This is a genomic window from Paenibacillus solani, assembly GCF_001277345.1.
GTDB classification, from domain to species: domain Bacteria; phylum Bacillota; class Bacilli; order Paenibacillales; family Paenibacillaceae; genus Paenibacillus_AQ; species Paenibacillus_AQ solani.
Window position 1 is genome coordinate 31975 of record NZ_LIUT01000008.1, and the last position, 21619, is coordinate 53593.

The 21619-nt window shown below is 47.1% G+C and carries 22 protein-coding genes, 1 tRNA gene and 1 riboswitch; of the genes, 8 read left to right on the top strand and 15 right to left on the bottom strand.

Annotation, left to right across the window (positions count from 1 at the left end):
- Positions 1-139 precede the first annotated feature (139 nt).
- Positions 140-658 (bottom strand): YwhD family protein, encoded by a 519-nt coding sequence (locus AM231_RS24250; protein WP_054404951.1) that lies wholly within the window; start codon positions 656-658, stop codon positions 140-142.
- Between the two features lie 149 nt (positions 659-807).
- Between AM231_RS24250 and AM231_RS24255 the strand changes: the two genes are divergently transcribed.
- The 5 genes from AM231_RS24255 to AM231_RS24275 all read left to right on the top strand — a co-directional run bounded on the left by AM231_RS24255 (position 808) and on the right by AM231_RS24275 (position 5990).
- Positions 808-2799 (top strand): M1 family metallopeptidase, encoded by a 1992-nt coding sequence (locus AM231_RS24255; protein WP_054404953.1) that lies wholly within the window; start codon positions 808-810, stop codon positions 2797-2799.
- An 11-nt stretch (positions 2800-2810) separates the two neighbouring features.
- Entirely contained in the window at positions 2811-3638 is an 828-nt protein-coding gene (locus AM231_RS24260) for a hypothetical protein (protein WP_054404954.1), read from the top strand.
- A 335-nt stretch (positions 3639-3973) separates the two neighbouring features.
- A riboswitch (cyclic di-AMP (ydaO/yuaA leader) is annotated at positions 3974-4112 on the top strand.
- Positions 4113-4116: 4 nt separating this feature from the next.
- Positions 4117-4590, top strand: a complete 474-nt coding sequence (locus tag AM231_RS24265; RefSeq protein ID WP_053490662.1) for a C40 family peptidase — start codon at positions 4117-4119, stop codon at positions 4588-4590.
- Between the two features lie 381 nt (positions 4591-4971).
- Entirely contained in the window at positions 4972-5472 is a 501-nt protein-coding gene (locus AM231_RS24270; RefSeq protein WP_054404956.1) for a GNAT family N-acetyltransferase, read from the top strand.
- 161 nt (positions 5473-5633) lie between these two features.
- Positions 5634-5990, top strand: a complete 357-nt coding sequence (locus AM231_RS24275; protein ID WP_054405501.1) for a c-type cytochrome — start codon at positions 5634-5636, stop codon at positions 5988-5990.
- A gap of 99 nt (positions 5991-6089) precedes the next feature.
- Here AM231_RS24275 and AM231_RS24280 read toward each other — a convergent pair whose 3' ends face one another.
- Together AM231_RS24280 and AM231_RS24285 are read right to left on the bottom strand one after the other, a co-directional pair.
- On the bottom strand, positions 6090-6404 hold the full coding sequence (locus AM231_RS24280; RefSeq protein WP_054404958.1) for a 4a-hydroxytetrahydrobiopterin dehydratase: 315 nt from the start codon (positions 6402-6404) through the stop codon (positions 6090-6092).
- 107 nt (positions 6405-6511) lie between these two features.
- Positions 6512-6805 (bottom strand): hypothetical protein, encoded by a 294-nt coding sequence (locus tag AM231_RS24285; RefSeq protein WP_053494040.1) that lies wholly within the window; start codon positions 6803-6805, stop codon positions 6512-6514.
- Positions 6806-6995: 190 nt separating this feature from the next.
- Between AM231_RS24285 and motA the strand changes: the two genes are divergently transcribed.
- A complete protein-coding gene (motA, locus tag AM231_RS24290) occupies positions 6996-7796 on the top strand; it encodes a flagellar motor stator protein MotA (RefSeq protein WP_054404960.1) in 801 nt (266 codons plus the stop codon).
- Complete coding sequence (locus AM231_RS24295; protein ID WP_053490666.1) at positions 7780-8586, top strand: flagellar motor protein MotB; 807 nt, start codon at positions 7780-7782, stop codon at positions 8584-8586. The genes motA and AM231_RS24295 overlap by 17 nt, the downstream gene beginning before the upstream one ends.
- A 117-nt stretch (positions 8587-8703) precedes the next feature.
- On the opposite strand, the gene rluF is transcribed toward AM231_RS24295, so the two are convergent.
- A complete protein-coding gene (gene rluF / locus AM231_RS24300; RefSeq protein ID WP_053490667.1) occupies positions 8704-9405 on the bottom strand; it encodes a 23S rRNA pseudouridine(2604) synthase RluF in 702 nt (233 codons plus the stop codon).
- A 23-nt stretch (positions 9406-9428) separates the two neighbouring features.
- On the bottom strand, positions 9429-11732 hold the full coding sequence (locus tag AM231_RS24305; RefSeq protein WP_054404962.1) for an ATP-binding protein: 2304 nt from the start codon (positions 11730-11732) through the stop codon (positions 9429-9431).
- A 343-nt stretch (positions 11733-12075) separates the two neighbouring features.
- Between AM231_RS24305 and tadA the strand changes: the two genes are divergently transcribed.
- Positions 12076-12585 (top strand): tRNA adenosine(34) deaminase TadA, encoded by a 510-nt coding sequence (gene tadA / locus AM231_RS24310; protein WP_423212945.1) that lies wholly within the window; start codon positions 12076-12078, stop codon positions 12583-12585.
- A gap of 78 nt (positions 12586-12663) precedes the next feature.
- On the opposite strand, the gene AM231_RS24315 is transcribed toward tadA, so the two are convergent.
- From AM231_RS24315 to AM231_RS29730, 10 genes are all read right to left on the bottom strand, one after another.
- Positions 12664-13740 carry a hypothetical protein gene (locus tag AM231_RS24315; RefSeq protein ID WP_053490670.1) on the bottom strand — a complete coding sequence of 359 codons (1077 nt, stop codon included), beginning with the start codon at positions 13738-13740 and terminating at the stop codon, positions 12664-12666.
- A gap of 306 nt (positions 13741-14046) precedes the next feature.
- Entirely contained in the window at positions 14047-14196 is a 150-nt protein-coding gene (locus AM231_RS24320) for a hypothetical protein (protein ID WP_054404963.1), read from the bottom strand.
- A gap of 117 nt (positions 14197-14313) precedes the next feature.
- Complete coding sequence (locus AM231_RS24325; protein ID WP_054404965.1) at positions 14314-14655, bottom strand: hypothetical protein; 342 nt, start codon at positions 14653-14655, stop codon at positions 14314-14316.
- A gap of 177 nt (positions 14656-14832) precedes the next feature.
- A tRNA-Ser gene (locus AM231_RS24330) sits at positions 14833-14921 on the bottom strand.
- Positions 14922-14993: 72 nt separating this feature from the next.
- A complete protein-coding gene (serS, locus tag AM231_RS24335; protein ID WP_053490673.1) occupies positions 14994-16277 on the bottom strand; it encodes a serine--tRNA ligase in 1284 nt (427 codons plus the stop codon).
- Between the two features lie 183 nt (positions 16278-16460).
- Positions 16461-17051 carry a pyridoxal 5'-phosphate synthase glutaminase subunit PdxT gene (gene pdxT, locus AM231_RS24340; protein ID WP_054404967.1) on the bottom strand — a complete coding sequence of 197 codons (591 nt, stop codon included), beginning with the start codon at positions 17049-17051 and terminating at the stop codon, positions 16461-16463.
- Between the two features lie 15 nt (positions 17052-17066).
- On the bottom strand, positions 17067-17948 hold the full coding sequence (gene pdxS, locus AM231_RS24345; RefSeq protein ID WP_053490675.1) for a pyridoxal 5'-phosphate synthase lyase subunit PdxS: 882 nt from the start codon (positions 17946-17948) through the stop codon (positions 17067-17069).
- A 162-nt stretch (positions 17949-18110) separates the two neighbouring features.
- Positions 18111-19529 carry a D-alanyl-D-alanine carboxypeptidase family protein gene (locus AM231_RS24350; protein WP_054404969.1) on the bottom strand — a complete coding sequence of 473 codons (1419 nt, stop codon included), beginning with the start codon at positions 19527-19529 and terminating at the stop codon, positions 18111-18113.
- Positions 19530-19688: 159 nt separating this feature from the next.
- On the bottom strand, positions 19689-21146 hold the full coding sequence (guaB, locus tag AM231_RS24355) for an IMP dehydrogenase (protein WP_053490677.1): 1458 nt from the start codon (positions 21144-21146) through the stop codon (positions 19689-19691).
- A 285-nt stretch (positions 21147-21431) separates the two neighbouring features.
- Positions 21432-21619: hypothetical protein (locus AM231_RS29730; RefSeq protein ID WP_207383684.1), on the bottom strand; the 188-nt coding region annotated here is incomplete at its 5' end.

Below are 21619 nucleotides of genomic sequence, written 5' to 3' on the forward strand. Positions count from 1 at the left end.
GCTAACAGTTCCTACTGCCAAGCCTGTAGCGGACTTTCACCGCCAAGTTATCGCCCATGCCGGGCGCACCCAAAAAAACAGGCAGGATTCGATATGCGAATCCTGCCTGTTTTATATTCGGTTTATGATCTGCCTAAGATTATTCCGCTGTCTGAAGGGCTTGCTTGAACTCTTCAGGCGAAGCATTCCACCATTCCTCGTTGCGTGAGATCAACAGCTCACGCAGAGCTTTCTTCTCAACGTCGCCTAGACCGTCCAGAATGATCTTACGTTTCATCGCGGCATCCATTTTATTCACATGATCGGCGAGAATCTTCCATCCGCGGCGGGCCTCCTGGTCGATCCACATTTCGCATGCGGTCATACCTGCATAATGCTGCCCTTCCGCGGTACGATCTACAGCTACCCATACGATCCACACTTGGCGTCCGTTAGGAACTTCATCCCGGTCCATGCCGAACCGAATTCCCTTCTCTACCTTGCTCTTCGCATGCATGGCTCCGATATCAACTCTTGCCTCGCCTTGATCAATAATGACTGGCGACAAACTGTTCAGATCGATGGAGCCTGAGCCAAATCCTTTATGCTTACTTTTACTATTAATAATATTCAAAGCAATTGGCTTTTTGGCACCTTGCTTCTGTTCTTCGTTCTCCACTGCTGCCGACCTCCTATATAAGAGCCGACTCGAATTTATCGGCTGCTGAATTGTTAACCTTTGTCCCATTAATTTTATTTTAACTAATAATCCTCCAAAAGCAAACATATACATGCACTAGATGCTTGTCAACGGGAGGTTGTTCGATTATGGTCCCACCACGTGCCAAAGTCTTTCTATCATCCTTGCTAGCCATAGGCTTGCTTGCAGGATCGATGCCGATATTTCTAAATCCGGGGTCCTCAGCTTCTGTGCTTGCTCCAAATGTAGTCAAGCCCCCTGTCTCTGCTGTCGAGAAGGCTCCGCTCTCACCGCCTAAAGCACAGCCTGATCATCCCGCTCCGGCCTTAAGCGACCGGCAGGTAGAATATCATATGGATGTTCGGTACGAGCCCGAGGAGAACAAACTGAAGGGCAAACAGACACTCACTTGGACTCACCCAGGCAAAAAAAGTGTAAACGAGCTGTACTTTCACCTGTATCCCAATGCTTTTGCTTCGAATGAAACGACCTTTATGAAAGAGTCTGGCGGAAGACTTCGTTCGGACCCCATGCCAGCGGATGGATACGGATCTATGACCATTACCAGCGTGAAAACAACCGAAGGTATGGTCCTGACCCATCGTCTTCAATTCGTTCAGCCCGATGACGGCAACATCAAGGACCGCAGCCTCGCCAAGCTCCGATTACCCAAGCCTATCAAAGGCGGAGAGAGTATTACCATTCACACAGAGTTCGAAGTGGAGCTCCCCAAAATCTTCGCACGCATGGGGTCAACTGATAATTTTATTATGGCAGGCCAATGGTTTCCTAAAATTTCAGTCTATGAACCGGTTGGTCTACGCGGAAGAGCGGAGGAAGGGTGGAATCTCCACCAATACCATGGCAACTCCGAGTTTTATTCCAACTTCGGCATTTACAGTGTCCGCATTCGGGTGCCCGACAACTATATCGTGGCCGCCACCGGTTTCCCGACTAAACCCATCCAGAAGTCCGGCGGGGAACATATTTATCATTTCTATGCTGATGATGTGCATGATTTTGCCTGGTCAGCCTCGCCTAACTTTATCACGGCAGAAGAAGCATTCTCTGCACCAGGCGTCCCGGGCGTCCGCATCAAGCTGTATCTGGACCCTTTGCACAAAGATTTAAAGGACCGATACTTTGATGCTGCCCAGTCGGCACTCGCTTCGTTTGGAAAATGGTACGGGACCTATCCTTACTCCACGTTATCGATCGTCGTTCCGCCAGCGTCGGGCAACGGCGCGGGCGGTATGGAGTACCCTACATTGATCACGGCCTTCGGTGCCAAGAATGATTCCCCGGGATATGAGCTGGAACGGACGGTTATCCATGAGATCGCCCACCAGTATTTTTACGGCATGGTTGCAAGTAATGAATTTGAAGAAGCTTGGCTGGACGAGGCCTTTGCCACCTATGCAGAAGAGAGAGTGATGGAGAAGGAATACGGCATTACCTCGAACACCGCTGCTCAAGGAGCATCCATTACCTCCCCTGCGCCGCTGAAACTGGAATCCTGGAAATACAATTCGCATGAACATTACGCGCTGAATGTTTACACACGGGGGAAACTGGTGCTTCAAGGCATCGAACGGCTGGTCGGACCTCAGAAGATGGAGAAGATTCTATACACCTATGCCCAGAAATACCGCTTTAAGCATCCAACCACATCCGACTTCCAAAAAGTCGTGGAGCAAGTGAGTAAAACCTCCTGGCAATCGTATTTTGACCAATATGTATATGGAAGCCAAATGGCCGATATCGCCATTGATGTGATCAAAACCAAAAGCACAGGCTCAGCGGAACACCCCCGTTATAAATCGACGGTCAGAATTACGAGTAAGGATGGAGATATCACCAATGTACCTATCGTGTTCGCTTTTGAGGATGGCAAAACCGTGGAGCGTACCTGGAACGGCAAGGACGGTAAAGTAACCTACACCTTGGAGTACAGCACTCCGCTTGCCTGGGCTATGGTTGATCCGAAATATTCCATCGTCCTGGAGAACAAGCATATCAATAACTTTATGAAGGCAGAAATGGATCCAAAGGTGGTTACACGCTGGAATCTCAGCATTGCCAAACTTGTGGAAACGCTGTTTAGCAGCCTGTCATGGTGAGGGGGGAGCGTATGAAAAGTTATGCAAGCCAGGGGTGGATCAGTGTTAAAGATCAGTTATACGTCTCCATTCTGCTGTTCTTATACCGGTTGCTGTGGGGATACTGCTTATATCGACTTGTGAAATCGGCGGTGGTGCCCCTGTTAATGCGGTATCCAGATTCTGCCCCTAATGAGCTGAGCCGCCTATTATTCTTCTATGAAGGGGAAATGAGTTTATCCCTAAGCAACACGGTCCATACCTATGGATGGCTGCTAGCCGGGCTGCTTCTAATTCGGATGGTCCTTACGCCACTTATTCGGGCGGGTATTTTCTATAATCTTCACCAGGAGGCCAAGGGCGAACGCGGATTGTTCTTTTTCATCGGCATGCGGAAACTATGGAAACCAGTGGCTCTCTTCTATCTTGTCGAGCTCATTCTCACCTTCGTACCTGGTTACTGGATACTTCCCAAAGTTCTTCCTATATTACTGAGCGGTGTCCGGGAGCCCATTCTGCTGCTTCATGCTCTGCCCTATGCGGCAGGCTGGTTCCTGTTTGCCTATTTGGTTCGCCTGCTCTTGCTTTATATACAATTTGGTCTTACGAGTGAGTCAGGCATGGTTAGCTCTATGCTCGCCCTCGTCCGCCGGTTGGGAACGGCGGTATTGTTATCCATCTCCATTGGCGGATCGGCCTTTGTCATCCTCCTGCTCCTAAGCTCGGCCTCTATTTTCTGGGCAGGTCTGATCGGCTTAATCATTCAGCAGGCCTCATATTTCCTGAATGGATTATTCCAAATTTGGGTAATTTCCGCTCAGTATCATGTATGGAAAGATGCACCTTTAGACTCTCCCTAAATTATTCCAAGTCAGTCCCTGACATGTCGATTATATGTTGTCATCTGAAACTTATATCTTCTTCATCATTATGAATTTACAAATTTTAAGAGGTAGTTTTTCCTCTATATAACAATTTATAAGAGTCAAATCACAAAAAAACCTGTTTCCGGACGTCCGGGACAGGTTTTTTGTTTGAAAATAGACACTTCCTCGTTTGCCAAATTGTTAATACTCTGCTAAAATAACGAATATGTTAGTAACAACTTTGTCATCTTTACTGTAACCTTTTGTTGTAACTATGTAATTTTGTTAACGATGTTGGAACGTCAAACGTCAATGAATGGGTTCATCAACATTTTAAGGAGCCGAATTCCCATATGAATTGGGAAGCGGGGGATCCGTTTTGGGTGAATTGATCTCGCAAGAGAGGGATCATAGGGGACCTTCAACCGAACCCTTAAGCTAACCTCGCAGGCAATGGAAGGAGCACTTTGTTTTGAAAAAGAAGCTAGCGGCCGTATCTTTAGGCCTGGCACTCGCACTCACATTAGGGACCGGAAGCGCTTTCGCCGATTCCAAATTAAATACTGCAATCAAACCAGCCATTGGTGTCTCTTATAAAACAGGTGGAACTACAACAAGTGGTTTCGACTGCTCCGGTTTCACCAGCTATGTCTACAAGAAACTTGGTCTGAGCTTGCCGCGTACGTCTACTGCTCAATACAAAGTAGGTACCGCCGTAGCCAAGAGCAATCTGAAAGCTGGCGATCTGGTATTCTTCAATACGTCCGGAAGAGGGATATCCCATGTAGGTATTTATGTTGGAGATGGCAAGTTCGCTCATTCCTCAACTTCGCGCGGTGTAATGATTAGTCCGTTAAGTCAGAGCTACTATGCCAAGCGTTACGTAGGTGCCAAAAGAGTCATGAGTCAAAGTACGTACAAATCTGTAGCTGCGAACTACAATTAAATTTTATGAACTTGATCTTAAGTTCTTACATGAAGCCCTGGTCCATGAGATTGTGCCGATCTCATCCAGCGGCTTTTTCTTTTGTCTTCTTGCTGTCTATACCTTTATAACGTTTGAAATCGCAAAAAAGTTTCCACTTCCCACAAAAAAATATGCATTCTTTTTTAAGATCTTGAAATTACTATGGGATAAACCTCTTATTCTTTATTTACCCTCCCCTTCCGTCATCAAACACCCCAATGGAAAAAAATTGATAACCCCAAATACCGCCTTAGCAAATGCCCTTGATTGTAGACACCACTTATTGTCTGATACACTGCTCTTATATAAAAAATGACTGCAGGTTATAACTTCCATAGATCAGTAAGGAGGATCACGGATATGGACGTAACGCCAACTTCTTTTCAGACCGTTATCATGTCTGAAGAACATGCAAAGATGATATGCTCGTGGGTTTATCCCCCTCCATACAATATCTACGGCTTTCTTCCCTGGGAGCAAATGAAGGGATTGGAAATAGAGTTTGGAGATGCAATGATTCGCCGGGAGCAGTACATATCCGTACTTGATGACAAGGAATCTCTCTGGGGGTTCGCCCAGCTGTTTCCCATGCATGAAGTTACACGAATCGGACTTGGCATGCGGCCTGATTGGTGTGGTCATGGAATGGGTAAACGGTTCATGGAGGCTATCGTAGCGGAAGCGGTACGCCGACATCCAACTGATGAAATCGATCTGGAAGTGATGACCTGGAATGTGCGAGCGATTCGCGCTTACGAGCAGGCGGGCTTCTCCATCACTGACACATACGAGCGTGCTACCCCGACGGGGAAGGCTCTTTTTCACTGTATGGTGTATGAGGCAGGACTTAATGAGGAATAGTATTTTTGTCTATAGAAAAAAGCACAATTTTGTGTACTTTTTATGAAGCAGTAGTGGATCGTTGCTTTTTTTGTCACAACTGGCTATGATGTCTATCGATGTTGGTTTATAATGGAGACAAATGCAAAAGTGCAGTATACATAGAAAGGGACGATATGACGATGCAAAAATGGATCATGGGCGGATTGTTCTTCGTCGCATGTACGTTGGCTATTGCGCTGATGTTTACGCTCCCAGGCAAGGAGCAGGTAGCTCTGGACGAGAAGCCGACCATGCCGGAAGTGACTTTGGATGCGGGCGCAGCAGAGGCTACAGTGAAGGCGAGCTGCATTAGCTGTCACGGCGACCAGCTTCAAGGCGGCGCTGGGCCGGCTTTGAATCAAGTAGGCGGACACATGGATGCGGAAGCGATCTTCAACGTGGTGACCAAAGGTCGTAAGGGAATGCCTTCCTTTAAAGGCCAACTGGAGCCTGAAGAAATCGCAAACATCGCGCTTTACCTTGCGGAGAAAAAATAAATCAGCTTATAACGCAAAAAACACGCTTGAACCTGGTCTTCCGGGCACAAGCGTGTTTTTCATATTTTTAGAATCTTAGGCCACAGGATCGCTTCTCGTCTATAGCGTCGATGGGCCGTCATTGGAACGGCTTTTCTCATATACTTCATTAAACTGCTGCGCTTCCTTGATATCCACGGCCGTAATTCCTCCGTCGTCCCATGAGGTAAGACGCAGTGTAACGACTTTATAATCTATTGTGATGTAGGGGTGATGTCCGAAAGCTTCCGAAATAGCTGCCACTTCATCAACAAAAGCGATTCCCTTCATGAAGGAGGAAAAGGTATACTTTCGTATAATCCATCTTCCTTGTTCAAATTCCCAACCCTCAAGCTTTTCCAGATGAGCCTCTACTTCCTGCTGCGTATAAAGCATCTTTTATCTTCCTCCCCGAAAAAAAACCTATCATTTAGCCGACATATAGATACGGGCCTCTGTCATCTCGTTTAATCTGCCCGGTTTCTGTTCATGACTGGAGCGGTTTACACCAAGGCCACAAAGGCCAGCTCTTCTTCACCAATCAAAATATGTATTCGATGGTTACTCTGATCATGCATGACCACGCCGCTGCCGACCTGAATCACAGGTTCTGTGCCCAAGGCATAGAACAAATCCTCTGCCAGTGCTTCATGAACCTCGTTTCGTTCGGCCTCGCCTAAATTGCCCCAATCCTCTACTTCCATCTCAAAAAAGACATAACTGTCGGAAATCCGCCCGACCGCTTCGGTCAATTCTGTCAAAATCTCACCGTAATCTCTTCCATGCTTTACACCCATTTCGATCACTCCTTCCCTTGCCGTGCTAAGCTTCATTCCCCATACTTCCATTATACCGGAAATTACAACTAAAAAAAAAAGCCCGATCTGACGATAAATAGGATAACGCCCTGTAAAAGGCCCCGGTTCTCTACGAGAGCCGCTTCTACGAATGGATTCGTTATTTTATTTCTCATGGATGAGGTGTGGTATGGAAATTTCAACAATTATAGGCTTAATTCTCGGTATCCTTGCGGTACTGGTGGGCATGATTCTGAAAGGCGCCTCCCTTCTCGCTTTGTATAATCCGGCAGCCTACGTCATCATTTTTGCCGGTACGGCAGCAACCTTATTCATCGGGTTCCCGCTTGCCGAGTTAAAAAAGATTCCCAAGCTGGTCAAAATGACGTTTGTCAAACAGAATCTGATGGACAAAGCGGACATGATCAAGCTGTTTATGGAATGGGCTTCGATTACACGCCGCGAAGGACTCCTGGCTCTGGAAACGAAAGTCGATGAAATCGATGACAGCTTCCTTCGTAACGGGATGCGCATGATCATTGATGGCAACGATCAGGAATTCGTGCGCGACGTATTAATGGAAGATATTAATGCCACGGAAGAACGCCATCGTTCTGGCGCACTGATCTTCTCGCAAGCCGGTATGTACGCACCTTCCATGGGGGTACTCGGTGCCGTTATCGGTTTGATCGCCGCGCTCTCCCACATGGAAGATATGGGCGAACTGGCCTTGGCCATCGGGGCTGCGTTCATCGCTACCTTGCTCGGTATTTTCACAGGATATGTCATTTGTCACCCTATCGCGAACAAACTCAAGCGTCTATCCAAGCGCGAAGTTGAAATCCGTTTAATGATGGTTGAAGGCCTGCTGTCCATTCAGTCGGGTGTATCCACCATTGCGATCAATCAGAAGCTCTCCGTGTTCCTGACACCATCCGAACGTGCAGAGCTCAGTGAGAGGGAGGCTGGTGCTAGTGAGCAAGAAGACTAGACACGAGCCGCATGAGGAACATGCCGACGAGTCTTGGCTGCTTCCCTATGCCGACCTGCTGACACTGCTTCTGGCCCTGTTCCTCGTGCTGTATGCCATGAGCGCAACGGATGCACGCAAGTTCGAGGAAATGAGCGAAGCATTCAGCATTGCTCTTACTAGTGGAACCGGCATACTCGATTACAACAAAACTGAATCCAGCAGTAGCCCGCCTGATACTAAAGATTATAAATCAACGTCACCAGCCATTCCAAAATCATCACCTGATCAACGACGGGCAGAGCTCATGCGTCAGGAGCAAGAGGATCTGGAGCGGCTAAAGAAACAGCTTGATAATTATATTAAGAACAGCGGTTTAACCTCGGAGCTCAGCACCCAGTTAAACCATTCTCAGCTCGTGATTACGATACGGGATAATGCCTTGTTCCCTTCGGGCGAAGCTGTGGTAAAACCGGAAGCCCGTAAACTGGCAAAGGCCATATCGCAAATGCTGCACAAATTCCCGGACTATGAAATCATTGTATCAGGCCATACGGACGATGTTCCTATCTCCAACAGCCGATATCCGTCAAACTGGGATTTGAGCTCGGACCGAGCCTTGCAGTTCATGAAAATTTTGCTCCTGAACTCGGAACTTGACCCTAAACGGTTCATGCCGATCGGCTATGGAGAGTACCATCCGATTGCCGATAATAAAACTCCCGCTGGAAGAGCAAAGAACCGCAGGGTAGAGGTATCCATCATACGTAAATACCAGGATAGTGCTACTTTCACCAGCGTTAATGAATAAACGTATATAACTCCTTCAGACTATAACACACAATAAACAACCGATGCATCTGGCTCATACAGATGACATCGGTTGTTTATTATGTGCATATGTTTGCTATTTCGAGTCTGGTTATTCCTATTCCAGCTTATAGTTCAACAGTTGACCAAGCTCTTCCTTCTCTTTGTCGCTTAGATCGCGCCAAGAGCCGATTCGTTGATTGCCAAGCCGGATATTCATGATCCGGATTCGCTGCAGCTTACGAACCTCATAACCAAAGGCGCTGCACATTCTGCGGATTTGCCGATTTTTCCCCTCCGTCAGGATGATTCGAAATACGCGCTCGGACATACGTGTAATTTTGCACGGAAGCGTCATCTCTCCCAAGATTCTTACACCGCTCGCCATGCCGTTAAGAAAGGACTCCGTTACGGGGCGGTCCACCGTCACGATATATTCCTTCTCATGCTTTCCTTCAGATCGGAGGATCTTATTCACGATGTCTCCATCATTCGTTAACAAGATCAACCCTTCCGAGTCCTTGTCCAAACGCCCTATGGGGAAAATACGCTCTTTATGCCCAACAAAGTCAACTATATTTCCCTTAATATGCGACTCGGTAGTGCTCGTGATGCCTACCGGCTTATTGAGAGCAATATACACATGCTTCTTCTTATCCTGAAGCGGCTTTCCATCAATACGGACATCGTCGCCTTCCTCTGCCTGGCTACCCAGGACAGCTACCACGCCATTAATGGTCACCTTCCCGCTCTCTACCAGTTTATCTGCCTCTCTGCGCGAGCAGTATCCGGTTTCACTGATAAATTTATTGATTCTCAAGATGCCCATCCCCTTATCTATAATTACTTCTCGCTAGTGTCAGATGTATTCTTCTGTACCACGGGCAGGACGATACTCACCTTCGTGCCTATTCCCTCTTCGCTTTCGATTTCCATCGTGCCCCGATGTCCCTGAATAATGCGCTGGCTAACCATGAGGCCGAGTCCCGTGCCCGTCTCCTTACTTGTGATAAATGGCTCGCCAAGATGCGGCATCAGATCTTTTGGAATGCCTTCACCCTCATCGCGAATATCGATTCGCACCACATCACCCGTAGGACGTGTAAGCTCAATCCATACATTCCCGCCTTCCGGCATCGCTTCGATGGCATTCTTAAGCAGATTGATGAACACTTGTTTAAGTTGATTCTCCTCACAGTGTACATAGGTCGACTCCAACGCAAAATTCAATTGAAACTCAATGCCATGCAGATGCGCCTGACTATCGAGGAATGAGATCACATCACCCATAATGATCCGCACATCCCTCTCCTGAAAATGAATGGCCTGCGGTTTAGCCAATATTAAAAATTCACTGACGATGAGATTAATTCGATCCAGCTCTGACAGCATCAGATCAAGATGGTCTGGCTTCACTTGGCGGGTCTGCTGCTGAAGCTGTAGAAATCCTCGAAGCGTTGTAAGTGGATTCCGTATTTCATGAGCAACTCCCGCTGCCAATTGGCCAACCGTATTCAGCTTCTCCGACCGTCGCAGAAGCTCCTCGATCCGATTACGTTCCGTCACATCGCGGGATACACTAATCATCGAAGTAACCTTTCCGTCTTCATCTCGTACGAGTGAAGTCGTGATGCTGACTTCGATCCTGCTACCGTCCTTCCGGAAACGATCCGTCTCGACCGGAGAGAGCCGTTCTCCCGCCAGCAGGCTTCGAATACGCTCCTTCTCGAGCTCTTCTTTTTCCGGCGGCACAAACGCAAGTTTCTGTCCTATGACCTCATGCGCCTTCCATCCATATAATTGTTCAAATGCTTTATTCACACTGATTACCCGCTGATGGGTATCCGTTGTGTGAATCGCATCCGCCGTCTGATTAATGACCGACTCCAAATATTCCTTAACGGATTGGTTCTCCTCGACCATTTGCTTCAACTGGCTTGTATAATTGCCTAGATTACGGGTCATCGCATTAATGCGTCCTGCAAGCTGACCCAGCTCATCCCGGCTGCTGACCTCCAGTCTGCGGTCAAAATGTCCGTCCGATACATCATTTACAGTCCCCAGGATAGCCTGAATCGGCCTCGTAAAGTAACCCGCTACAATATAACTGCCAAAAATGACAATTTCCAATAAAACCAATGAGATCGCTACAAGACTGATCATTTGCTCTCTCATCACGGAGGAGATCGCTTCATAATCCATGACAACACTAATCACACTGGTTGGTTTACCTTCAGATAGGATGGGGATGAAACTCTTCAGTACCTTTTTATTATGGATGTTGCTTACGAACACGACATTATCCAGAGTGGAAACCGCTCTCTTCACAGCTGCCGCGTCTTGATCCAGGATTCCATAGTCGTAAGTACCAAAGGTAATCGGCCGATTGCGGAGCTTATGATGAACGACATCCGTTCCATCTTCACCCATATATTCATTGCCAAACGTTTCCGGGTTGATTCCCGTTACTTCCAATATCCGCGGATTCGATCGGAGCGTCTCCTCCACAACCGTGTCCGGGCTAATGATCTTCACAAAGTCTTTAATATTCGAATTCCGAATAAAGGGATCAATAATATAATTGCGGTTGCCATCATAATAATATCCCCATTTATCAATGAATTCGGGACTAGAGGTGGAGAACTCAAACGGTCCTGACCAAAAATGGTCCCCACGCTGGCCTTCCGTAACGGAAACAACTTTACCATATTGGAACAATTCGAGAAAAGCCGTATGCCAGTAGCCCCAATTCTTTGTCGGAAGACCGATTTCTTCCGAAGCGGAGGAACGGGCGACAACAATATCATCGTCCCTTCGGACAAGCAATGAAATATGATTAACACCAATTTCCTTACTCAATTCCTCCAATTGCTGATTGGTTATATTATTAATATCCGGGTCCAAAGATTTCGCCGCACTGATTGCGGCCACCTTCAGCATATCACCGAATATATCATCCACATATCCAGAACTGAATCGGGTTTGCTGGACTGTAATGGCAATCTGTTTAGCTGCCATCACCATTTTGGTTTCACTGTCCTGCTGCAAATTTTCCTGGGTTGTGTAATAGTTCAGCGCGATGTTGAGCAGCAGAATAAATAGTACCGATATAGATAGAACCATCGATAATTTCGTCTTAATCGACAAGTGGCATCTTCACCTTTCTGCTGTCACATAGACGACTTGCGAATCTAATATCCTCATGATACCTTGATCACGAACGTTTGAAAAGACAAGTCACCGCCCCGCGATAAGCTTTTTCCCACCTTTCATTGCTAATGAAATCAGGAATCCATTACAATTAAGAGGTCAGCATCCGTTATAAAAATGACGTATCCACATTTTGCGCACAAATACACAACTTATCTGGGGATAATGTGTATAACTTTGTGCATAACTATTTATTTATCCACAATTCTGTCCACATCATGTTAACAAACGAATAAATGTTCGTTGAACATTGGGTATAAATACAGGGTTTTGAGTGGTTATGAAAGGAGACTTTAGTTTGATATCAAATTCAATAGACCTAAATACTGTGGATAACCACAATCATGAATACTGGATGAGAGAGGCCATCGCCGAGGCGCGAAAGGCTGAAGCCCTGGGCGAAGTCCCCATTGGTGCCGTCATCGTGCGCGATGATGAAATTATTGGACGCGGATTTAACCTCAGAGAAACCACATATGATGGGACAGCCCATGCCGAGATGGTCGCCATACGCAGTGCAAGCAAACATCTGGGTGCCTGGCGGCTGCTCGACTGCCGTCTATATGTGACGCTGGAACCATGCCCCATGTGTGCCGGTGCGATCGTCCAGTCCCGAGTTCCACAGCTCATCTATGGAACGAGCGATCCCAAGGCTGGATGTGCGGGCACCCTGATGAATTTACTGCAAGAACCCCGTTTTAATCACAGGACGATCGTGGTGGATGGTGTGCTGCAGGAAGAATGCGCCGCCTTGTTGACTTCGTTCTTCCGACGCTTGCGAGGTAAATGAACCGTGTATGATTCGTATGTATTGAAACAGCAGAACCCGGCCATATGGCCGGGTTCTGTTATCTGCTATGAGTAATGATTAATAACTGCCCATCGATTCCTCAAATTGCTCCATCGTGATGACATCAGCATCTTTTGGAATACCGATTTTGAATTCAGCTTTCTCGTTGATGTTGGTGTATTGCGTGCTGCCCTTCACAGCCAACTTCACATTCTCGTTCGTCTCTGGATCATTGAAATCTACATTCATTACGACATCCTGATAAGCAGGGAAATCCTTCTTATCGATTGCCGTATTGATATTGAATGTATTGATCTTCATATATTTCTGCATTTCTTCCATATCCGCCTTGAATTCATCTTCATTCACGGAAGATACTTCAGCTTTAGCCGTATCGATATCTTCTTGGGTCAGACCCAGGAATTCGCGGTATTCTTCTTTAGCTGCAATATCAACAACTTTAGGAGCTACCTTGTTTACCAAAATTTCCATTGCTTCTTTCAGCGTATCATTGGTTATAAAGAATTGAACGACTTGTTTAGCATCTACGCCTTCTGGAAGATTTGCATCTTTCACATTGATCTCTTTGAAGTACTTCGCTTGATCATATTCGGTCAGCACAGCTTCAAGGATTTCATTGGCGAACTTTTGGGATTTCTCTGTATCCAGAGTTTCCGGGCTGAATGTCTCACCGGACTGCTCAGCAAGCTCTTTCAAGTCCATAACGAGGAACTTGCCTACAACATCCTCAGGGAATGGCAGCATCGGAATGCTTGGGATCTTGATGTAAATTTTCTCTTGGGTCATCACCATATCAACATTGAAGGACATTGCCATATCACCCTTCAAATTGATGCCCAATTTCATTTCGGTTTGCATAGGATCCGCTTGATAGATACCATCGAGCGTGAGCTCTGCATTTTTCAACATCGTCATCGCTTGTGTTACATCGGAGTCGCCTTCAACTGCAGGTATGTTAACTTGAAGGTCTTCAATGACAAATTTACTCTTCATACCATAAGATGTCATCTTCATGGCGTTCATCGCAGCATTGGTCATTGCTGTCTTAGGCTCTTCCTTCTTGGCGCAGCCCGAAAGTACAACTGTCACTGTGAGCAGCAGTGTCAGTACGATAGCTGCAAACTTCTTGTTCATTAAAAAAACTCTCCCCTCTTAACATCAAAAAAATAACAGACCTTCTAATCATAAACCATTTCCCCAAAATGAGAAACACTTTCTGGAAGATTTACTGAAAAGTTTTTTCCTTTCAATTTCCAACCATCTTAATATGAAACTTCTTAAGATGTGAATAAACTGGGGCCCCAAAATATTACACTTACACACTAATACGGAAGTTCCGCAAAAAGGTTTCATATCAAAAAAAAGAACTTGCTGTCGAATGACAGAAAGTTCCCTCGAATTGTTGCTCTCTAAATGCGCTTGTATTGCCCCTACAGGTTTCTAGCCCTCCGGATTGAAATGTCCATCCTGTTTGCGGATCTTCGCTCTGTGCGAGCCTGAGAGCGGCTCCTGACCACCGCGGTCACGGTCCTTACGCTGTCTTGGCTGCTCCTGCGCTTCTGGCACGGGAATCGACTTTGGCTTACTCATCTAATAGCCCTCCATTTCATGAACCTGTACCTACCGATGATGTATTACGCAATTCTGCCCTAATGCCCATCCCTAACGGGACAGGTCAAGAGAACTTAGACATTCAATTCATGAAAATTAGTGATGGGTGATTTGCTGCAGCGTCTGGGCACATTCATGAATATGGCGGGTATAATCGCCTACCATACCCTGGACGTTCTCATTGCGTTCATCTGTCGTTGCACCGTCTCGTTCTACATCGATGAGATCGACCTTCACTTCCCGTGAATCCACATACGTACATTGAAAATCAAACGAATATTCCTGTCGCCCTGCTGCACCGATATGAATGCGGATCGCGTTCGGATTTCCTTCGTCTGCAGCCACTTCTGCGACATCACCTGGCTTTAAGATGTTCGACAGGTTTTCCTGCCAAGCGTTCACCAAGGTTGTCTGGTCTACATTCAATTCTGAGTTCATCTTCACACCTCCCCTTCTCTATAAATTGCGATAACCGACGAGGTTTTATACAGCATACTTTCCAACGTAAAAAAGCTGCTACAGAGCTATAACCTCCATGCAGTTCTCAGGCTAACCAGGAATAAAGTCCACAAAAAAACCGTTCCCCTAAGGAAACGGTTTGTCTTTAGTTATGTATGGCGGAGAGGATGGGATTCGAACCCATGTGGAGTTGCCCCCTAACGGTTTTCAAGACCGCCCCGTTATGACCGCTTCGGTACCTCTCCAGGTGATAATGATCCAACCATATGAATCACGTGCAAGAATCATTATACCACATATCAAATTATTTAATCAACTTATTTCTTCTGCTCGATGATGCTAACATTCCCCATATACGGACGAAGGACTTCCGGAATGACCACGGAGCCGTCTGCCTGTTGATAGTTCTCCAGGATAGCAGCTACCGTACGGCCCACCGCAAGGCCTGAACCATTCAATGTGTGAACAAATTCCGGCTTGCTCTTCGGTTCCGGACGGAAGCGAATGTTGGCACGGCGAGCCTGAAAGTCGCCGATATTCGAGCATGAGGAGATTTCACGATATACGCCGCTCTCCGGAAGCCATACTTCCAGATCATAAGTCTTCATGGATCCAAAGCCCATATCTCCTGTACAGAGAGTCATGATGCGATAAGGCAGATTCAACAGCTGGAGCACTCGCTCCGCATCCGCCGTCATTTTCTCAAGCTCATCAAAAGACGTTTCCGGGTGGACAATCTTCACCATTTCAACTTTGTTAAACTGATGCTGACGAATAAGGCCGCGTGTATCGCGCCCTGCCGCGCCGGCTTCCGAACGGAAACAGGAGCTGTAGGCGACGTAATGTTTAGGCAGATCCTCGCTATTTAGGATTTCCTCACGATGGTAGTTCGTTACAGGAACTTCAGCGGTTGGGATCAAGTAATAGTCGGTATCGCTAATCTTAAATAAATCTTCTTCGAACTTAGGCAGCTGTCCTGTTCCGTACAGGCTGTCCCGGTTGACGATATAAGGTGGCAGCATTTCCTCGTAGCCGTGTTTGTCGCTGTGCAGATCCATCATGAAGTTGATTAAGGCGCGTTCAAGCCGTGCACCCAAACCTTTGTAGAATGTAAAGCGAGACCCCGTAACCTTGGCGCCTGCCTCAAAATCCAAAATATCCAAGTTCTGAGCAAGCTCCCAATGAGCCTTAGGCTCAAAATCGAAAGCTCTCGGCTCTGCCCAGCGGCGGAGTTCCACGTTATCCTCTTCGGAGGCGCCGACCGGCACACTCTCATGCGGGATATTCGGAATCGCCAAAGTAAGCTCGGAAATGCTGGCCTCCAGTTCACGAACTTCTTCATCCATGGCTTTGATTTGATCTGAAACCTGTCTCATCTCCAGGATCAACTCATCCGCATTCTCGCGATTCTTTTTCAGCTTGGCTACTTCAGCCGATACGGTGTTGCGGCGATTCTTCAAACTTTCGCTTTCCTGCAGCAACTCCCGGCGCCGGGCGTCAAGCTTGGGAAAATCCGCGATCAGATCGAGCGACTTGCCTCGATTCTTCAGCGCTTCTTCTACACGACTGTACTCGCTGCGCAATATTTTTACGTCTAACACGGGAAACCCTCCTAAAGTAAAACATCCATCAAGTATATCGAAGCAGCTGCCCTCCACCTATTGACAAGCCTTGGACAAGGCTGCATTTTCCATTATTACATACGATACATCTTATTGTATTTCAGCGAAAAAGACAACTTGACCCTATGTACCGCCAAAGAGTCAAGATGTCTTCTCTTGTAACTATAACTGCTGTGGGGCCATGGAACGGGATCGAACCATCTCCACAAAATACTGGTGAAGCCTGTAATCATCGGTCAGCTCCGGATGGTACGATGCAGCCAGCAGATGCCCCTGTCTCGCCGTTACAATCTCATCCTTATACGTGGACAGGACCTCTACGCCTGCACCTACCTCCAGAATGAGCGGGGCACGGATAAAGACAGCTCTTACTGGTTCCTCGATTCCCTTCACAGGCAGATCAGTCTCAAAGCTCTCACGCTGCCGTCCGAATGCATTTCGCGCCACCGTGATGTCCATTAGCTTCAGGTGGGCCTCTTCGTCGCCTTGAATCCGCTCAGCGAGCACAATCAGCCCGGCACAGGTTCCGAATATCGGTTTGCCCTCTGCAGAGAACTGACGAATGGCATCCATAAACTCATACTTACGCATTAACTTGCCGATGGTCGTGCTCTCTCCGCCAGGGATAATCAGGCCATCCATGTCGTCCAATTGCTCAACCTTCTTGATCGGTACTCCTTCGGCGCCAGCAAGATTAATGCTTCTAATATGCTCTGCCACGGCTCCTTGAAGTGCCAGTACACCGATCTTCATGTTACCCCTTCTCTCTTACCAGCCGCGGTCCTGCATACGCTCAGACGGACTAAGCTTGGATATCTCGATACCCTTCATCGGAGCACCCAGATTCTTGGAAACTTCAGCAATCAATTTATAATCATCATAGTGCGTTGTCGCTTCAACGATCGCACGTGCAAATTTCTCAGGGTTGTCCGATTTAAAAATACCGGATCCTACAAAGACGCCGTCTGCGCCCAAATGCATCATGAGTGCAGCATCAGCAGGTGTTGCCACGCCGCCAGCAGCAAAATTCACGACAGGCAGTTTGCCAGTCTCATGAACATCCTTCAGGAGATCATAGGAGACACCAAGGTTCTTCGCCTCCGCGTACAGCTCGTCCTTCGACATGTTGCGTACTTTACGGATCTGGCTGTTGATCAAACGCATATGGCGTACAGCTTCTACGATATTGCCCGTTCCTGGCTCGCCTTTCGTGCGGATCATGGATGCACCCTCACCGATCCGGCGCAGTGCCTCTCCAATATCCTTCGCGCCGCATACGAACGGCACGGTGAAATCCCACTTGTCGATATGGAACACTTCATCGGCCGGTGTCAGCACTTCACTCTCATCCAGGTAATCAACACCGAGCGATTCCAGCACTTTAGCTTCAACGTAATGCCCGATGCGAGCTTTGGCCATAACTGGAATGGATACAACCTTCATGACTTCCTCAACGATGGTTGGGTCAGCCATCCGTGCAACTCCCCCGGCCGCACGAATATCGGAAGGAACTCGCTCAAGCGCCATTACAGCCGTTGCTCCAGCTGCTTCAGCGATCTTCGCTTGTTCCGCATTCATGACGTCCATAATGACGCCGCCTTTTTGCATTTCCGCCATACCTCTTTTTACAGTTGATGTTCCAGTTTCCATGTCTCCTAGCCTCCCGATTATATGTTGTATCTCATCGCCACCACAGCTTCCCCTGGCGATATGGTCTGAACCCTGTAGATGCATACATGTAATGAATCTAACTTGATATTTTACCGCATTAAAATCAAATATACAACCCATTTACTCGGAATTTAAAGGGGCTTAGAAAAGATTTTTAATGGAATCGAATAAATCTGCAAAAAAGTCCCCGATCGCCCTCAGGAAGAGGCTGAACCAGCCCGCCTTCTCTACTTCTTCGGCTGTAATAAGATTTACCGTTTCCGTCTGAGCATCCTTCATTCCTTCTATTTTATATGTGTAGGTCACCGCGCCTACCTTTGTCCCCTTAGCAACCGGGCCCGTGATGTTGGCAGAGTCCAGCTTGGCTTCAAAGGTGATATTCTTGCCAATTGAACCTTTCGGAACTACAAAAGTGATAGCTTTATCAGTCACCAACGAAACTTCCTTAGCTTTACCTTTTTTCACTTCAATCTTGTCGAAGCCTTCAACGGTTGCTCCTGCTGCTTGTACTTCTTTTACTTCAAAATTGTCAAAGCCATAATCCAATACTTTCCTGGTCTCTTTAAAACGAGCTCCCTCGGATTTCGTTCCCATAACCACGCTAATCAAACGCATGCCATCACGTTCAGCAGTACCAGCAAAGCAATAACCCGCCGCCTTGGTATGACCGGTTTTTAAACCGTCCAAACCTTCGTAAGCATAAGCCTTGAAGTTCGTAATGTCTTTGTTCGCCTCTAGCATCCAGTTGTAGTTGATGATCGGATTCGTATCGCGCGGCCGGAATTTATGCGATTGAATGGCCGTAAATCTCGAAAAGTCAGGATGATCCTCGACGATATACTTGGCGAGCAAAGCGGTATCCATTGCCGACATTACCGTTTCCTTGTCATCTGTGGGGCGGAATTTCTCCGGCATATCCGCACGGCTAAGACCTGTAGAATTAATGAAGTGCGCCGTCTTCAGCCCCATTCTTTTCGCGGTATCGTTCATCATGGTAACAAACTCCGCTTCGGAACCGGCTACACGCTCAGCCAATGCCACTGTAGCATCGTTGGCTGAACCGACAGCCATAGCTATGTAGAGCTCTTCTACTGTATGTTGATCGCCTTCCGCCAGAAATATCCGCGATCCCACCGTTTTGGCTGCGTTCTCTCCTACCGTGACCTTATCGTCCCAAGACAATTCTCCTTGCTTAACCTTCTCTGCCACGATGTACTCCGTCATCATCTTCGTCATACTCGCCGGTGGCAATGCTTGATCCGCATTTATGGATAACAGGATCTCTCCTGTAGATGGCTCAATCAGAACTGCCGAGCTTACCTCGAGTCCAAGTTGATCCACAGATGGCACTTTGTCCGGTTTTGTTTTACCGGTGGTTGCCTTCTCGGTTGTCGCTTTGTCCTCCCCAGCTTTCGTTGTATCCGCTGTAGCCAGCTCATTTGGAGCTGCCAATGAAACCGCAGGTGCAACAGAGAAACATAGTATATTAAACAGCATCAAGGATGCCAGCGTTCTTTGAATTCGTTGGCGCTTGTTCTTCTTCACAGACTTGTCTACCAATGGAATTACTCCCCTCTACTTCTCAATAAGTCATTAACTCGTTCTATTCTACCATAGGGAGACTATCAAAAAAAGACAAGCTAGATGAATTCCATCCAGCTTGTCCAGGGAATAAATTACATATTCGTCATATTTGTGAAGTGTATTGCTTCTATTGAATTACAATGAATAGTTTGGAGCTTCCTTCGTGATTTGAATATCATGCGGGTGGCTTTCACGCAGTCCGGCACCAGAAATACGAATGAATTGGGTATCATTCCGCAGCTCCTCCAGGTTCCCCGTACCGCAATAGCCCATACCGGAACGCAATCCACCGATCAACTGATGGATGGTATCCGCCAATGGTCCTTTATAAGCAACGCGTCCTTCGATCCCTTCCGGCACGAGTTTCTTGTCATCATCTTGGAAATAACGGTCTTTACTGCCTTGCTTCATTGCAGCGAGGGAACCCATGCCACGGTAAGCCTTGAAGCGGCGTCCTTGATAGATCTCAGCTTCGCCTGGGCTTTCTTCCGTACCCGCAAACATGCTGCCCAGCATAACGGCACTTGCGCCAGCTGCAATGGCTTTGGTGATTTCTCCGGAGTATTTAATACCGCCATCTGCAATAATCGGTACTCCATACTCTTTAGCCACCGTTGCACAGTCATAAATTGCTGTGATTTGCGGAACGCCAATCCCTGCAATGACGCGGGTGGTACAGATCGATCCTGGTCCAATCCCGACTTTAACAACGGATGCTCCGGCTTCAATAAGATCTCTTGTAGCTTCACCTGTAGCTACATTACCTGCAATGATCGTAAGATCCGGATAAATTTCGCGCAGCTTGCGAACGGAATCAATGATATTGATATGATGTCCATGAGCAGAGTCAACGGTAATGACGTCTACACCTGCTTTTACAAGCGCTTCAGCTCTTTCGAATGTATCTTTAGAGATACCGATTGCTGCTCCTACAAGCAAACGACCTTGTGCGTCCTTCGCTGCTTTCGGGAACTGAATAGCTTTCTCAATATCTTTAATAGTAATAAGTCCTTTAAGCGTGTTGTTCTCATCTACCAGAGGCAGCTTCTCAATCTTATGCTTCTGCAGAATCATTTCAGCATCTTGAAGCGTTGTGCCTACAGGCGCAGTAACGAGATTCTCGCTGGTCATCACATCGCTGATTACCGTATTGTAATCGTGCACGAAGCGAAGGTCACGATTCGTCAAAATCCCGGTCAGCTTATTGTTCTCATCCACAATCGGCACCCCGGAGATCCGGAATTTGCCCATGAGCTTCTCAGCATCGGAAACCAGATGATGCGCATGCAGCGAGAACGGATTCGTAATAACGCCACTCTCGGAGCGTTTTACACGATCTACTTCCTCAGCCTGTTGTTCAACCGTCATATTTTTATGAATAATGCCGATTCCGCCCTCTCTGGCAATGGCAATTGCCAAGGGAGCCTCCGTTACGGTGTCCATTCCTGCACTGATAAGCGGGATGTTCAATTTTACATGCTCACTTAATTTAGTGCTAACATCCACTTCTTTTGGAAGTACCTCGGATTTTCTAGGAACCAACAATACATCGTCAAAAGTGAAGCCTTCCTTGCTAAACTTATCTTCCCACACCTGGGTTATTCCTCCTTTTTGTCGTCTTCCTGCGGACTTTAATTACTGTCAGAGCTGGACGGGACGGCATTTTCAAGTATTTTCAGAAATATATTATTGCCATCTTAGCAAAGGGCCCATAGGCTGTCAAGGATTGAATATGCCCCTTTTTTACGGCCATCCAAGTATCCGCCCTGTGTGTTGTGTTGTCTTCGCAGAGTGGACAAATGTACGTAGTTTCCTATAATAAGTGGGCCACCTTCCACCTTTGATATCTTTTCACCATTAAACTCCATCTGGATAAAATCATTTCAGCAGCATGAACACCTGTCGGTTAGTATCACCCAAGCCAACAAGGGATAGTCTACAATTCGTAAATGTTCGATTGAAAATTAGGAAAAGACCGTTATCGAGTAATCGATAACGGTCTTTATGGTTGTTCGCTTGGCGACGTCCTACTCTCCCGGGACCCTGCGGTCCAAGTACCATCGGCG

Bases quoted from the DNA above. Each gene is read 5' to 3' on its own strand.
- AM231_RS24255 (WP_054404953.1), top strand. From the start codon at position 808: ATGGTCCCACCACGTGCCAAAGTCTTTCTATCATCCTTGCTAGCCATA.
- AM231_RS24260 (WP_054404954.1), top strand. From the start codon at position 2,811: ATGAAAAGTTATGCAAGCCAGGGGTGGATCAGTGTTAAAGATCAGTTA.
- AM231_RS24270 (WP_054404956.1), top strand. From the start codon at position 4,972: ATGGACGTAACGCCAACTTCTTTTCAGACCGTTATCATGTCTGAAGAA.
- AM231_RS24275 (WP_054405501.1), top strand. From the start codon at position 5,634: ATGCAAAAATGGATCATGGGCGGATTGTTCTTCGTCGCATGTACGTTG.
- AM231_RS24280 (WP_054404958.1), bottom strand. From the start codon at position 6,404: ATGCTTTATACGCAGCAGGAAGTAGAGGCTCATCTGGAAAAGCTTGAG.
- AM231_RS24285 (WP_053494040.1), bottom strand. From the start codon at position 6,805: ATGGGTGTAAAGCATGGAAGAGATTACGGTGAGATTTTGACAGAATTG.
- motA (WP_054404960.1), top strand. From the start codon at position 6,996: ATGGAAATTTCAACAATTATAGGCTTAATTCTCGGTATCCTTGCGGTA.
- tadA (WP_423212945.1), top strand. From the start codon at position 12,076: ATGAAAGGAGACTTTAGTTTGATATCAAATTCAATAGACCTAAATACT.
- AM231_RS24315 (WP_053490670.1), bottom strand. From the start codon at position 13,740: ATGAACAAGAAGTTTGCAGCTATCGTACTGACACTGCTGCTCACAGTG.
- AM231_RS24320 (WP_054404963.1), bottom strand. From the start codon at position 14,196: ATGAGTAAGCCAAAGTCGATTCCCGTGCCAGAAGCGCAGGAGCAGCCA.
- AM231_RS24325 (WP_054404965.1), bottom strand. From the start codon at position 14,655: ATGAACTCAGAATTGAATGTAGACCAGACAACCTTGGTGAACGCTTGG.
- pdxT (WP_054404967.1), bottom strand. From the start codon at position 17,051: ATGAAGATCGGTGTACTGGCACTTCAAGGAGCCGTGGCAGAGCATATT.
- pdxS (WP_053490675.1), bottom strand. From the start codon at position 17,948: ATGGAAACTGGAACATCAACTGTAAAAAGAGGTATGGCGGAAATGCAA.